Origin of the sequence: Celeribacter halophilus (assembly GCF_018860305.1) — a bacterium.
In the GTDB taxonomy this organism is placed as follows: domain Bacteria; phylum Pseudomonadota; class Alphaproteobacteria; order Rhodobacterales; family Rhodobacteraceae; genus Celeribacter; species Celeribacter halophilus_A.
Genome location: NZ_JAHKPE010000030.1, coordinates 1 through 14,050 on the forward strand (window position 1 = coordinate 1; position 14,050 = coordinate 14,050).

Here is a 14,050-nt window from a genome sequence, read left to right on the forward strand (position 1 = left end):
AAACGCCCAATTAGAGAAGCGGTCATTCACCAGTAATTTGACGAGCGACCGCATTTGTCATTATTGCTTGATCTCAAATAGAAAATCTGCCTAGCAAGTTTCATTCACAAGTTGAATGCCAGAGACAGTAAGAGTAGGCTAGAAAGCACCATTTAAGTTAACATTTAGGATTTTATTATTGAATACAGCCCTTTCTGACGCCCTCGCCCCGCTATCCAAACGAATGCCTCGCGCGGTCCGAGACATCGAAATCCTGCGCGTTTCAGCCCAGCTTGATGGCGGGGACTACGCCGCCTCGGCAGAGGCTGCACGGAAAGAGGCGCTGAAATGGGCAAAGAAGCGCGCCGGGCGCGCGCTCCCCAAGGCCGCATGGGATTTGCAGGACTTCGACCTACCTGTTGGTGGGCGCAGCAGCACGGCGGTGCGGATTGAGAACGACGCGCTCGACCTTTGGGCGCTGAGGGCGGAAGACCCAGACAAGGACGTGGCTGGACGCGTCTGGTCCACCGAGATCGTTATTGGTGGCGAAGTCGGCAGCCGTCCACATGTCAGCCTTCGCTTGATTGTCAGCACGACCGAGCCGGATTTTACGATTGAACCACACGTGCCGGGGCCGGTTTTGCAGATGATCGAAACGCCGGGACTGATCCGTGGCGCTCGGCGGCTCACTTCGGAGCCAGTGACGATCCAGACAGAGAACGACGCCGAAGACTTGTGTGACCATCTCGAAGACCCAGAGCGCCGTTTGCCGATCATTGTAGTCGCATTGCCAGAGGACGGAAGTGGTCCACAGATCAACACCACGGTGTTGGCCAAGGCTGTCGCAGGCCTTGCCCGTATTATGATGGTGCCCGCCGAATTGACTTGGGTTCTGACCAAGCGCTTCGGCAAATACCGCTCTGTGTTCAATGGCGGGGTGCGGGCCTATCTGCGCGGTTTCTCCGCGACAGATGACCCGTTCCGCCATCGGCTGTTTCTGGAAGCCGATTTGCGCAAGGATGGGGGAGGGGCTGCCTGTGTTCGCGGTCTTCTTGCACTCTCCGCCGAGATCAGCATTTCGGAAACGCGCCTTGGGAAAGATGTGCTCGATTTTGCGGCTGTTCGTACAGCGAGCAGAAAACTTCGCAAGACTGACCTTTCTAACCAAGCCGCGCCGGATGAGGAACTTCTGAAGACTGCGGAAGAGTTGGTCGAAAGTCTTGAAAAACAGATCGAAGAGAAAGACAAAGAGATCGACGGCTACATCGCGGAGGTTGAGGCCACAGAGGATCGCGCGCAGGCCGCAGAGCAAGAAAACCGCTCTTTGTTGCTCCGTGTCAGGCGGTTGCAGGCCGCGTTGGCCGAGGGTGGCGAGACCCCAACGGAAGAGCCACCATTGCCGCAGGAATGGTCAGAGTTCACCGATTGGCTTGACGAAACCTATCCCGACAAGGTGTTGCTGACCCCGGCGGCCCGTAGGATGGCCCGTTCCCCGGAGTTTGAAGACGTGACGCAGGTCGCTCGCGCAATCGCATGGCTTGCAACTGTTCAACATGAGCGGCGCATCAATGGCGGGGGAAGCCTGAGGGACGTGCCGATAGAGAACGGTATCCTGAATTCGCCATGTGGCGGGGATACATATGCGGCAGAATGGAAGGGAAGGCGCTACGATGTTGATTGGCACGTGAAAACTGGCAGTAACGTGCGTGACCCCAAACGGTGCCTGCGGATTTACTATTTCTGGGTGGATGAAACCCAACAAACCGTCATTGACCACCTCCCATCTCACCGCAGGACAAGTGCGACCTAGGGAGGCTTTGAGGCGATGCCGCGCAGGTCAATCACGGACGAAGAAATCGGCCTGATTAAGGCGATGCTGCATCGCGGGATGCGCAACCGTGACATCCAGTTCTATTTCAACAGGCAGGATCGCCCGGTTAATTCGGGCCGGATCACAGGGATACGATCTGGCGACTATGGCCCCGAGGTTCCAGAGGCGACGGATGCCGAGTTAGATGCCTAGCTAGCCACGTTCGCACCCGCCGAAGTTGGCGTTGTGATTGAAGGCGGGGAGCGACGTGAGCCGACGCTGATCAAATCGGCTCAGAAGTTGCCGCGCGAGCTCTACAAATCCCTGACATGGGATCGTGGCAAAGAGCTGGCGGATCATCCGCGCTTTACGTTGGCAACGGATGTTGATGTCTTCTTCTGTGATCCCCAATCACCGTGGCAGCGCGGATCGAACGAAAATACCAACCGACTTTTACGGCAATATTTGCCTCGCGGAACCGATCTATCCGTCTATTCCCAAGCAAAACTTAGCGCTATCGCAAGGCAACTAAACGAACGTCCGCGCAAGACCTTGCAATATCAGACGCCAGCAGAGAAGTTTGCAGAGTGTGTTGCATCAATCGGTTGAGCCCACCGCCGATCTTGAAAAAATTCTTTGGTGCGCGTGCAGGTAATAGGCCCCTAAACAGGGCGTGAGCACCTTTCTTCTGAGGCTTTTCGCGTTTGCCTCGGCGCAGAAAATATCTTGGGCGGTTGCGGCGAAGAGAAATTCGTTATTTGAACGTTATAGGAGTTTTCCAACGACCTGCGCCCAGTTCCCCTCGGGTGTCTCGCGGTGATCGCGTGTTTTTCATAAGGTTGATGACTTGCACGCTTCGTCATTGACGATATTGATCCACGTTGCCACTACCACGTTGGCGGATGATCTGTATTCTAAAGGCCTGCAACACAAAAATCCTTTCCCGAAACCGAGTGCCAATGCGGTATTTGTCCGATGATCAAGAAACTCCCCCTGACAGCTGAGCCGCATGAACGCGAAACCTTGCCGTCCTTCTTCTCCCGCATGGCCCAAATCAATGGAACCGAGGCAACCGGTTTTGCGCTGGACTTGGGCATCAGTTTCAAACGTATTCTGGAGCAGGACGCCCTTGCCATCCAAACCTTCGCGGCACGATCAGGACTGACACCTGAGCAACGTGCAACCTTGCTGTCATGGACAGGCGAAAGGGTGGGGGATGTTCGCATGCTGTTTCGTGGCGAGGTCTTCGTTTCGCGCGCCTTGCGCAATCCAGTCGTCCGCGGTTGCCCGCAGTGCTTGCGCGAACAGACAGAAGGCCAGGACCATCCACTGCGCTACATGTCCATGTCCGGGGATTGGTTGTGTCGTGGCGTGGACATTTGCCTCAGGCATCGACATTCCTTGGTGCCTCTGTGGTCCTACAAAAACCGCTTCGAGCGCGACAACATCGGCGCGAGGCTGGCAATGATCCTGCCTGACCTTCTTGCCGGCCGGTTTGAGTGTGAGCACATCGAGCCATCTGATTATGATCGCTGGATAGATTTACGTTTGTCGCAAGGGCTGGACGATACCTGGCTGGCAAAACCGTCGTTGTTTGCCGCCATGACCTTTTGTGATCTGCTCGGTGCAGCTCTCCTGCGCAAAAAGGGGCAAGAGGTTGACGGCAGACACGCCAAGGCGGTGGGCTTTGCTGTCGCTTCCCAAGGCCCGGGAAGTATTCAGGAGGCATTGGGGCGACTGACACGCGCCGAAGATGGAGAGCACACCGTCAATCAAGGCGAGCTTAAACCGATTTTTTCGGCCCTCGGTTACTTATATCGCAATGATGAGAGCTTCGATGTGTTTCGCGATATCGTTCGCGACCATGTGCTGAAGATCTGGCCCTTGCCTGCGGGTGAGGAAATCTTCGGTTACACTTTGCCAGAGCGCCGGGTTCATTCTCTGAAAACTGCCAGCAAAGAAACCGGGATTGGAACACCCCTCCTCAACAACTTCCTGACAGAAGCAGGCGCATTCGCACCGGATGATGCCCGCACGGAAGCACGTAAAACCTTCGATGCGAAGACCTATCAAGCGCTTCTGGATGAAATCCCGACGCTCGTTGCGCCAGGCATAATGCGCAAGGTGATCGGAGCCACTTTGGCCGAATTGAAAGCATTGGAGGCCGACGGCGTCCTTGTTCCTCGCACCAAAGTGGCCAAAATCAAATCTCCGTGGCGGATTTCCGATGGGCTTTCCCTGCTTGAAAGTCTGGAGAAACTCGCGGTTCAGGTTGATGGGGATGCGCCCGGCTGGGAAACGATCCTGCTTGCCCAAAGGCGTCTGGGGGTATCTGTGGGGTCCATCATTGGCGCCATCAAAGACGGTACGCTCCGCCTTGGTAAACGTGCCGATGTGTTTGGTTACCATGGCTTCGTCGTGCAAATCACCGAAGTCGCTCAGTTGAGAGAGCCAACCCAATCCGGTGTGGCGCCTACAGCCAGAGAGGGTGAGTTGAATGCAGCCGCCTTTGGCCGCTCAATCGGCATTCGAGGCAATGGAGCATTTATGGCCCTGATTGAAGGAGGCCATGTCCCTGCAATCGAAGTTATGCATCCGGTGACCAAGCGCCCGCAGTGGCGAATGCGCGGTGAGGATGTCGCAGCCTTCCACGCGACGTTCACTACTCCAACGGTTTTGGCGGCAGAAACGGGTGTGCATCGGAATACGATTATTGCCGCAATTTCTGCGCACAGCGTGACGCCATTTCGGCCTGGCGGGCTGGAGGTCGGTCCGGTCTATCTGCGTAAGGATATACAGCCTGTTTTGCGCGCGCTTTCGGGCAAATCCTGATGCTGCAGGGGGAAGCTGCACCCACACCTGAAAACAAATAATAAAATCAAAACCTTAATATTTATCCGGAGGCTCTTTGCACAAACCCCTTGACAGGGGGTGTGCATGAAAACCGCCAATTCGTGCAAACTTATGCCTAATTGGCACTGGCTATTATAAAAAATGGCGAGCCGTGGAGGACTCGAACCCCCGACCTGAGAATTAGAAGTTCCCTGCTCTAATCCAGCTGAGCTAACGGCCCGCACTTGTGGTGGCTGTATCTGTCAAATTCCCTATCCTTGTCAACTTGGTAGTCTTTCCGGACGCAGGCTTCGTGAATTTTCTTTTGATATATGGTGTCGCATGACCTTTTGACGTGGGAAGGCCATGCAATTCTCGGACTACTTCTGCAGTTGGCGGTCAGTCGTGACACAGGCAGGGGCAGGAGAAGAGGGTTCCGTGCCATGCGCCAAGGGCTGTGCGGGTTCCGACGATGAGCCAGATGACTGCGAGAGTTCCAATCAGGACATCGGCCAGCCCTCCGATCAAAGCGAGGTGCAGGTCAACACCAAGTTTGACCGTGGCAACCGAGAAGACGCCGAGCGGGAATGTATAGCCCCACCAGCCGAGGTTGAAGGGCAGGCCCTCACGCAGGTAACGCAGTGTGATGAGCGCGGCCATGGAGAGCCACCACAGGCCGTAGCCCCACAGGAGCAGCCCACCGATCAGGCCGACACCGGTAAAGGTTGCGCTATATTGCTCAAGCCCCTGCGCACGCAGAATGGCCGGAGCGGCATCGCCCAAGGTCATCAGCCCGAGTGCGCCGGTGCCGATGGGTCCGAGTGCCAGCCAACTGGTCGCCGCCATTGAGGCATGGGGGAGTTTGTGCAGGACAAGCCGGAGCAGGAGTATGACGATCACGCCCATAGCAATCGGCACGGACAGCGCCCAGAGCACATAGGACAGGACCAAGACCATCATTTGCATCTGCGGCGCAACAAGATGCGGGGCCAGCAACCCGCCGGACACGGCGGCGACCTCTGCGGCCACCATCGGCAGGAGCCAGACAGCAGTCATCTGTTCGACGCTATGATCCTGTCGGGTGAACATCAGGTAGGGGACTGCAATGCCGCAAAGGACAGACAAGCCGACGTCAATCCACCAAAGCGTCTCTGCAATGTGGACCGCCGTATCTCCGAGGTGCGCGGTCCCGTAGATGAGAAATCCGTTTAGAACCGTGGCAAGCCCCATCGGGATGCAGCCGAAGAACATGGAGACAACAGGGTGATTGAACACGCGCATGGCTTCATCAAAGAAAAAGACCCAGCGGGCGATGAGCAGCACGCTGAACAGGGTGAAGAGGGCAATGTTGAACAGCCACAGGACCTCACCAAGAGCAAAGAGAGGCGTCTTGGAAAGCGCAATGGAGAGGATGCCCGTGCCCATTGTGGCGGCAAACCAGTTCGGGGTGAATTGCCGGATCACTTCGCGAGGGTGTTGGAGCTGATTGAGCGGACGATGCGAGTAGCCGTTTGTGCGCGTGTTTTGAAAGGTCATGATGAATCTCCTTGAGGAGGAGATAGCGAAGCTTGATTGATCAATCTAACGGATTTAAGTTGTCATTATGATCGATATTTTCGATTAATTGGCAAGATTTGTTGGCAAGGTAGAGCATGACCCTCGAACAGCTTCGTATTTTCATCGCCGTCGCTGAACGGGAACATATGACCGACGCGGCGCGGGCGCTGAACCTGACCCAGTCGGCCACCAGTGCCGCCATCGCCGCGCTTGAAGAGCGTCATGATGTGCGGCTGTTCGATCGTGTCGGGCGCGGTATCGCCTTGACCGCACTGGGGCGTGACTTTCTGCCGGAGGCGCGGGCCGTGGTTGCGCGGGCCGAGGATGCCGTTGCCTTTCTCGCGGCATCGGCGGGGTTGCAGCGCGGACAGGTGCGGCTTGTCGCCAGCCAGACCGTTGCCAACTATTGGTTGCCCCCGCTCATGCAGGGCTTTCACGAAGTTTATCCCGGCATTGAACTGCATTTGAAGATCATGAACACCCATGATGCAGGGCAGGCCATCACCGAAGGCGCTGCCGATCTGGGCTTTGTCGAGGATGAGGTCAGCTCGCCCGCCTTTACTCTCTTGCCTGCGGCGGAAGATCAGCTTGTGGTGGTATCCGCCACGCCGGTCACGGATCTGGCCGCCGCCAAATGGGTGATGCGAGAGCGCGGGTCGGGAACGCGGGCGGTGCTCGAGCAGGCGTTGGACAGGGTCGGGATTGTGCCGGATGTGCGGATGGAACTGCCATCCAACGAAGCTGTGCGCGCTGCGGTCATTGCCGGCAGTGGCGTATCGGCCTTGTCTCGCCTTGTCGTAAAAGTCCCGCTCGCTGCGGGACAGTTGGTGGAGATTGATGTCCCGATTCCGCCACGCCGCTTCTATGCCTTGCGCCCCGACCAGCGCCATGTCAGTCGCGCGGCGCAGGCATTTCTGGATTATGTGCTGAAATAGGCATCAAATCCCTGTATCTGTGGAAAAGGGTTTCGCGAGAAACGGAGATGTAAATTTCAGGAAGCGTCACGCAACATGTTGATGTGGCGGTCTTTCACAATCAATCTGCGTCTCAAAGTCTTCGCGAAAAGCGTCAATCCTTCGTTGCTTCAAAGAGTTTATCTCGCTAAGGTTGAATTGACCGTGCGTAAATCTCATAGTAAGTGAATCTATTGCACGGGTGTGAACTGGTTACACGTCTCCGCCGGAAGTATCGGCGCTCTGGCCAGTCGTTCAGCAGACTTGAAACCTTAGCCCTTTGTTTTGTCGCCTCCCCCGAACCCCAGCCAAACGGAGCCGAGTAATGAGTGACCCGATGGAAGACCTGCCCTACGAAGACCGTATCGCACATATCCGGTTGCGGTTTGTGGACAGTCTGGCCGAACGGTTCGAGGAAATCCGGACCGCGCTCAAATCCGGACCGGACGAGACCTCGCGCGACAGTCATGTGCGCACGATCCACCGCCTTTTCCACGACATGGCCGGAAGTGCCGCGATGCTGGAGATCGAAGTGCTGGAAAGTGCCGTGCGTCCGGCGGTGCATATCGCGGAGCGGGTCGATGCGGCGCAAAGCGAACTGACTGATGACGAGAAACACGAGTTAGACGCGATCATTGAGAAAGCTCAGGCCGTCGCCGTTCAATTGAGAGAGCAATTTAGACCGACATGAAACACGCCCTTTTCGCAACCGTCTCGCTCTGTATTCTGGCCTTTGGTGCACAGGCGCAAACGACTGCCACGCCCCAAAATGAAGGCGACGCAGCGTCTGCGCCTTCACGCATGGGGAACACCCTGATCCGCAATATGTCTTTGCGGGATTTGGGGTTTCGGGATGGTATCTCCTTCAGCCGTCTGTCGGGCGAAGCGACGGTCTACTTTCCGGTGCTGGAAGAGGCACCATTGCGCGACGGATTTTTAAGTCTCGATTTTGAACACGGAGCCACTAACGGGGTGGAGAGGTTCTTGCAGGTCCGGATCGGTGACCGCATCGCCGCCTCGGTCGGTTTGCCGGAGGAGGGCGGTCGGCTATCCGTGCCTGTTTCGATCCGGCCTGACGACTTGCGCGGCGGTTTCGTGCCTGTGACCTTGACCTATTCCGGCGGCTTCTCCGAGTTTGTTTGCATCGACGAGCGGGCCTCTGGAGATTTCATCCAGATTTCACCGGACTCGGCGCTGTCCCTGACACTTGCCGCTGACGAGATCGACACGCCTTGGGAATTTAACGGCCTGCGTCCGTCGCAGGTCTATGTGCAGATGCCTCAAAGCGACCAGATGGCGGGTTTGGCTGCTGCTGTGCGTGCAGCAACCCTGTTCGGAGCAGAGCAAGGCGGCGTGCGTTTCGGGACGGAGCCTGTCGACACAAGCGGCTATGTCTGGGAGACCGGCGCGATTGCCTTGGATGTGACAACGTCCGGCACGGCCAGCGAGATGGAGGTCGTGCAGCAGGGCGGAAAACCTGTTCTGCATCTGCGCGGCACCGATCCCCAGATCGGGCTGTGGCAACTCTCCTCCGATTGGGCGGAAGTGGCGGATGCGGCTACGAGTGTGACGGGCGCCATCTCTGACGGTGCCTTTGATGCGGGGGCTTTGGCGCTGACGGATTTGGGCGCGGATTTGCAAGCGCGGCTCGTGGCGTCGTCGATGCAGTTCCAAATCCCGTTTCAGTCCTCTGACCTTCCTGTCGGCAAGACCGTGTCCGAAGTTGACCTGATACTCGCGGCGGGGCTTGATCCGTCCGGTGCGGGGGCAACGGCGACCGTCTATCTCAACGACACTTTACTCGGCTCGCGCCCCTTGGCGAAGGGGGAGCCGGAACGTGTGAAACTCTCTGTGCCTTCGGGCGTTGTCGGGCGAGACAACCTGTTGCGTGTGTTGATTCAGCGTCAGGTTTCGGGCGGTGCCTGTCGAGAGATGCCCCAATCCTATCCCGCGCAGGTCTTGCCGGGCAGCAAGCTGATCCTTTCCGATGCGACTGGCGGGGCCGACCAGTTCTATCAACTGCGTCAGGAGTTCGAGAGCGGCGCACAGATTTTTGTCGATCCGGACATGGGGTTGTCGCATAGTGATGTGCTGCCGTGGCTCGGCAATGTGGCGGGCACGATGGTTCCCGACCAAGCGCCGATCATCCCCCGCAACGCCCTGACGGACATCGAGGCAGGCACGCCCTTTATCATCCTGACCGACACCAACCCTGGTGATGGCGATCCGTTGATCACGGTTGACGGGGGGCGGATCGAAATCCGCGACCGCGCGGGCAATGTGATGTTCGATGGGGACGCTTTGGAGCGTCTCGGCATTGTGCAGATCGTGACGCGCAACGGGGTGCATGGCCTTTGGGTCCGTCCGGGGAGCGGCCCTGCGCCAGCGAGCTCTGCGCTGACGCCCTTTGTGCTGGATCGCGGGGATGTGGCCCTGATCGCGGAGGAAGGCGTGATCGTTGCGACCTCCACGCGCGGCAGCTCTCTGATTGACGTGGTCTATCCGGATCGCACCAGTCTGAAGCAGATTCTCGACCAGTATCGCCCGTGGATTGTGGGCGGGTTGTGGCTGGCCTTGACCCTGATCGTCTTGGCCGCCTTCCAGAGAATTTACCGCCGTCGCCAGTCTTCCTCTTCAACGGATACATAGACCAAGATGCCGCTCGATGCCGAAAGCGAAGCGATTGGCACATTGTTGCTGGATCGGGGGATTCTGTCTCCCGATCAGCTTCTGACGGCAGAGGAGCATGCCAGTGACTGGGGAGTGTCCTTGGTCAAGGTGCTCCTGTCGCGCCGCTGGATCACATCGGACCAACTCTACGAACAACTGTCCTATCACTATGATTTGCCACTGGTCGATCTCATGGAGCATCGGCCCGATGATGCGCTGATCCGCAAATATGACCCGCGGATGATGAACGACCGGATGACCGTTCCGATCGGGGAGAGTGATGGCGTTCTGACCATAGCCACGGCACGTCCGGGACCGGAGACCTTGCTCTATGTGCGCAAGACCTACGGGGTGCGGGTGCGCATGGTGATTGCCTCGCACTTCGATCTGTCGTGGTCGCTGCAACGTGCGTTCCGTGAGCAGCATTCCCATGAGGCGGTGTTCGCCTTGGCCGAGATTGACCCCGAGATGTCCGCTCAACAGGTCATTACGCCGCCGCAGATTCTGGTGCTCTACCTGCTGCTTTCGATCTTCCTGCTGGGGATTGCTTTTGCTCCGGTCCCGACATTGATCGTGCTCAATGTGCTTCTGACGGTGTTTTACACGGGGAATTTCCTGTTCAAGGCCGTGCTTGTCTGGGTCGGCGGGGCGGCGCAAGAGTCCTCGTCGCGTGCCATTGCGGCGGAGGCGGGCCTGTTGCGTGATGAGGATTTGCCCACCTATACAGTGCTGGTCCCGATGTTCCGCGAACCCGAAGTGTTGCCGATCCTGACACAGGCGCTGCGCAATCTGGACTATCCCTTGGCCAAGCTGGACATCAAGATTGTCCTTGAAGAAGGCGATCACGAGACCATTGAGGCAGCGCGGAGCCTCAACCTCGAAGGTGTCTTTGAAATCATCCGCGTGCCCGCCTCGCACCCGCAAACCAAACCCAAGGCCTGCAATTTCGCGCTGCGCTATTCGCAGGGGGATTTTCTGGTCATTTTCGATGCCGAGGACAAGCCCGAGCCGGACCAGTTGAAAAAGGTCGTCGCGGCCTTCAATCAGTCGCCTGACAACACCGCCTGCATCCAGTGTCGCCTGAACTATTACAACGCGCGGGAGAACTGGCTAACGCGGATGTTCACGCTGGATTATTCCCTGTGGTTCGATCTCATGCTGCCGGGGTTGGAACGGCTGAAAGTGCCGATCCCTTTGGGGGGCACGTCGAACCATTTTCGCATGGATGTGCTGCGCGAGTTGAATGCGTGGGATCCGTTCAATGTGACGGAAGACGCGGATTTGGGCATTCGCCTGACGCAAAAGGGCTACCGCGTGGGGGTGATCGATTCCACCACCTTCGAGGAGGCCAATGTCTCCATCCCCAACTGGATCCGCCAGAGATCGCGCTGGATCAAAGGTTATATGCAGACCTTTCTGGTCCATAGCCGCCGCCCCATCCATCTGTGGCGCTCGATTGGTCCGGCGGGGGTGTTCGGCTTTGTTTTCTTCATTGGCGGCACCTTTTTGTCCGGCCTGCTCAATCCGGTGTTCTGGGCGGTTTTCGCGATCTGGATGATCTTTGGTGAGGATATCATCTCGCCCTACTTCCCCTTGCCTGTGCTTTACCTGTCCATGCTGAACCTTCTCGCGGGCAATGCGCTGCTGATCTACCTGACGATGGTGGCGCCGTTCCGACGACGCTGGACCTATCTGGCCCCTTGGGGGGTGACGGTCATCGGCTATTGGGTGCTGATGACCATTGCCTCTTACAAGGCACTCTCGCAACTGGCGTTCAACCCGTTCTATTGGGAGAAGACCCAGCACGGTCTGTCCAAACACACCGCCAATGAGGTGGCCGAAGCCAGTGCAGATGTTGAGGAGGCCAAAGGATGATGCGGGTCTCCGGACGTCTGGCAGGGTTTGTCATGCTGTTTCTCGGGCTTTTGCTGAGCCTCGCATGGGCGCAGGCGCACGGGTTTATCTCCGCGCGGGTTGTGATGCTGTGGTCCAAGGCGATCATGCAGGTGGACGGGCCGGCCAGTTTCAATTCGACAGATGCGTTCTTTCCGCCTTTGCCGTTTGTCCTCTCGATTGCCCTGCAATGGATCACCGGAGGGACCACTGTACCGATCCCCTTCCTATTGTCCGCTGGTCTTGGCGCATGGCTCTTGGTGATGTGGTATGACAATCTGCGCACAAATGGGGGGATTTCGGTTCTCACCTGTTGTCTCGCGCTGGGTCTGCTTGCACTCAATCCGTTTTTCCTGCGTGTTCTGGCAGAGGGGCCGGAGGCGGTTCTCACCCTGCTCGGCACATGGATTTTCGCACGCGGGATCGTCAACCTGCGGCTCACCGGCAATGCGCCCGACATGATGAAAGTCGCCGTTGGCCTGTTGATCGTGTCACTGTCTAACAGCTACGGCTTGCTGATCGGCCTTGGTGCCTTGCCCTTCATGGTCATTGCCGCACGCCCCAGCATGTTGGTCGCTTCGCCAATCGGCTATCTCTTTGCGATGTTCTACCCTGTGGTGGCGGCGATCCTGTCTATGGCCTTTATCAGCAGTGTCTTTGACAGTGCGCTGGTGCCCTTGCTGACCGAAGAGCCTGTGCCGATCTCGTTGCAAAGCCATCTGGTGATCCTCGCAGGTCTTGTGCCTGTGACCCTCCTCGCCGCGCTGCGCAGTCTTTTCACGCCTTATTATGTCATGCCGCTGGTGGCGGCCTTCGGTGCGACTTTTGGCGCTTACCTGCTCAACAGCGTGTGGCATGTGGAATCCGACCCGACGCTGGCCATTGCACCGATGCTTGCAGTGCTGGTTGTCGCCATCCGCTTCTGGCCCGCGCTTGCACTGCGCGAACCGATTGTCGTGGCGCTTCTGGGGCTTGGGTTGGTGCTCGGGGTGTTTTCCTTGCGCGCCAATCCGGTGGTCGAGACCCGCAACTGGGTGGCCGCGATGCAAGGGGACATCATCGGGGATCACGCCGCGACCCGTGATCTTGCCACCTTTCTCGAAGATAAAGACGGTATCATGGTTGATGTGGAACGAAACCCAGAGATCGTGCCGCAAATTGATGATATACATAGGCTCTTAGTCTCCGGCCAAACAATTTACGATTGGGCGTTGGAGGGGGGGAGACTGCAAGCCCGCTATGTTCTGGTGCCGAATATGCAGAGCGGCACGATTGAAGAAGACCGCATTTTGCGCCGGTTTCCCGAACTCAAGAACGGTCGGTTAGCATTTTATGAAGAGGTTTTCATGAATGATCGGTGGCGGGTTTTTAGGAGGATTGAATCGTGAGGGGACGTAAATGAGCCAACGCATCATGGCAGTCGATGATTCTGATATTGCTCAGGAATTTATTCGCAGCAATCTGGCCGAATTGGGGTTCGACAATGTTGTCAGCTTTATGGACCCGCGTGCGGCCCTTGAGGCGATCGAGAACGGAGAGGCCGAGGCCGATCTGATCCTGATGGATATCATGATGCCGGAGATCGACGGGATCGAGCTTTGCGCGAGGATCAGGGTCATTGACGCATGGCGCGACATTCCGATCATCATGCTGACCAGTCGCAAGGACATGGACGCTCTGTCCAGTGCCTTTATGGCCGGTGCGAATGACTATGTGACCAAGCCGTTCGACCGGATCGAGTTGCAAGCACGGATGCGTAGCTGTCTGCGTCTCAAGTCCGAACTGGACCGCCGCCGTGCCATCGAACATCGCGGCAAAAGACGCGGCGGGCAGGGGGCTTCAAACGGATCGCAATCGGAGGTCTCGCATGTGATGCTTGGCAGTCAGGCGGGGCTGCAAGCGGATTTCAGGGCCATGTCACCGGAGGCCCAGTCGGCTTTGGGTTTGGTGGTTCTGAAGATCGACAGCCTGTGCGAAAAGCGCGCTTTGACAGACTTTCAAAAGGCGGAGATCATTCAGGCCACGGCTAAGGCTCTGGCCGATGTGCCGATGACTGCCGGAGAAAACTTTGTGCATTGGGAGGAGGGCCTGTTCTGTTTTGCAAGCCTACGCGCGTCCGAAGACGATCTGCGAGCGCGGGCACAGTCTTTCATCAAGGCCGTTCAAGCCGCCAAAATCACCACGCCGGACACTTGGGAAAAGGCCCCTGTATCCATCAGCGCGGTTCTAGCGCCGAAACAAAACGGTACGATTGGTCACCGCCTTGGAAAAGCCATTCAATTGGTGGAGAACATATGTGAGACGGGCCAGCTTCAGACCATAACTGTCCTGCCATCCCAACGGAATGACGCCTGAC

At 57.5% G+C, this 14,050-nt stretch carries 10 protein-coding genes, 1 tRNA gene and 1 pseudogene; 10 read left to right on the top strand and 2 right to left on the bottom strand.

Going from position 1 to position 14,050, the window contains the following annotated elements:
- The first annotated feature begins 376 nt into the window (after nt 1–376).
- From KO492_RS11145 to KO492_RS11160, 4 genes and pseudogenes are all read left to right on the top strand, one after another.
- Nucleotides 377–1,789: a hypothetical protein gene (locus KO492_RS11145; RefSeq protein WP_216045026.1), complete on the top strand. Its 1,413-nt coding sequence runs from the start codon at nt 377–379 to the stop codon at nt 1,787–1,789.
- Nucleotides 1,790–1,804: 15 nt separating this feature from the next.
- Entirely contained in the window at nt 1,805–2,002 is a 198-nt protein-coding gene (locus tag KO492_RS11150; RefSeq protein ID WP_216045027.1) for a hypothetical protein, read from the top strand.
- A gap of 66 nt (nt 2,003–2,068) precedes the next feature.
- A pseudogene (locus KO492_RS11155) lies at nt 2,069–2,398 on the top strand (IS30 family transposase); the annotation flags it as partial.
- Nucleotides 2,399–2,764: 366 nt separating this feature from the next.
- A complete protein-coding gene (locus KO492_RS11160) occupies nt 2,765–4,621 on the top strand; it encodes a TniQ family protein (protein WP_216045028.1) in 1,857 nt (618 codons plus the stop codon).
- A gap of 163 nt (nt 4,622–4,784) precedes the next feature.
- Here the strand turns inward: KO492_RS11160 and KO492_RS11165 are convergent.
- Together KO492_RS11165 and KO492_RS11170 are read right to left on the bottom strand one after the other, a co-directional pair.
- Nucleotides 4,785–4,862: transfer RNA gene (locus KO492_RS11165), tRNA-Arg, on the bottom strand.
- 158 nt (nt 4,863–5,020) lie between these two features.
- A complete protein-coding gene (locus KO492_RS11170; protein WP_216045029.1) occupies nt 5,021–6,157 on the bottom strand; it encodes a TDT family transporter in 1,137 nt (378 codons plus the stop codon).
- Between the two features lie 116 nt (nt 6,158–6,273).
- Here KO492_RS11170 and KO492_RS11175 point away from each other — a divergent pair, with 116 nt between their 5' ends.
- From KO492_RS11175 to KO492_RS11200, 6 genes are all read left to right on the top strand, one after another.
- A complete protein-coding gene (locus KO492_RS11175; protein ID WP_216045030.1) occupies nt 6,274–7,113 on the top strand; it encodes a LysR substrate-binding domain-containing protein in 840 nt (279 codons plus the stop codon).
- Between the two features lie 343 nt (nt 7,114–7,456).
- A complete protein-coding gene (locus KO492_RS11180) occupies nt 7,457–7,822 on the top strand; it encodes an Hpt domain-containing protein (RefSeq protein ID WP_216045031.1) in 366 nt (121 codons plus the stop codon).
- On the top strand, nt 7,819–9,780 hold the full coding sequence (locus tag KO492_RS11185) for a cellulose biosynthesis cyclic di-GMP-binding regulatory protein BcsB (RefSeq protein WP_216045032.1): 1,962 nt from the start codon (nt 7,819–7,821) through the stop codon (nt 9,778–9,780). Before KO492_RS11180 ends, KO492_RS11185 begins: the two co-directional genes overlap by 4 nt.
- Before the next feature lie 6 nt (nt 9,781–9,786).
- A complete protein-coding gene (locus tag KO492_RS11190) occupies nt 9,787–11,676 on the top strand; it encodes a glycosyltransferase family 2 protein (protein WP_216045033.1) in 1,890 nt (629 codons plus the stop codon).
- A complete protein-coding gene (locus KO492_RS11195; protein ID WP_216045034.1) occupies nt 11,673–13,082 on the top strand; it encodes a hypothetical protein in 1,410 nt (469 codons plus the stop codon). Before KO492_RS11190 ends, KO492_RS11195 begins: the two co-directional genes overlap by 4 nt.
- Nucleotides 13,083–13,092: 10 nt before the next feature.
- On the top strand, nt 13,093–14,049 hold the full coding sequence (locus tag KO492_RS11200) for a response regulator (protein WP_216045035.1): 957 nt from the start codon (nt 13,093–13,095) through the stop codon (nt 14,047–14,049).
- Nucleotide 14,050 lies beyond the last annotated feature (1 nt).

Excerpts from the sequence above, each read along its gene's own strand:
- KO492_RS11200 (WP_216045035.1), top strand. The coding sequence starts at position 13,093 with ATGAGCCAACGCATCATGGCAGTCGATGATTCTGATATTGCTCAGGAA.
- KO492_RS11190 (WP_216045033.1), top strand. The coding sequence starts at position 9,787 with ATGCCGCTCGATGCCGAAAGCGAAGCGATTGGCACATTGTTGCTGGAT.
- KO492_RS11175 (WP_216045030.1), top strand. The coding sequence starts at position 6,274 with ATGACCCTCGAACAGCTTCGTATTTTCATCGCCGTCGCTGAACGGGAA.
- KO492_RS11180 (WP_216045031.1), top strand. The coding sequence starts at position 7,457 with ATGAGTGACCCGATGGAAGACCTGCCCTACGAAGACCGTATCGCACAT.
- KO492_RS11195 (WP_216045034.1), top strand. The coding sequence starts at position 11,673 with ATGATGCGGGTCTCCGGACGTCTGGCAGGGTTTGTCATGCTGTTTCTC.
- KO492_RS11160 (WP_216045028.1), top strand. The coding sequence starts at position 2,765 with ATGATCAAGAAACTCCCCCTGACAGCTGAGCCGCATGAACGCGAAACC.
- KO492_RS11185 (WP_216045032.1), top strand. The coding sequence starts at position 7,819 with ATGAAACACGCCCTTTTCGCAACCGTCTCGCTCTGTATTCTGGCCTTT.
- KO492_RS11170 (WP_216045029.1), bottom strand. The coding sequence starts at position 6,157 with ATGACCTTTCAAAACACGCGCACAAACGGCTACTCGCATCGTCCGCTC.
- KO492_RS11150 (WP_216045027.1), top strand. The coding sequence starts at position 1,805 with ATGCCGCGCAGGTCAATCACGGACGAAGAAATCGGCCTGATTAAGGCG.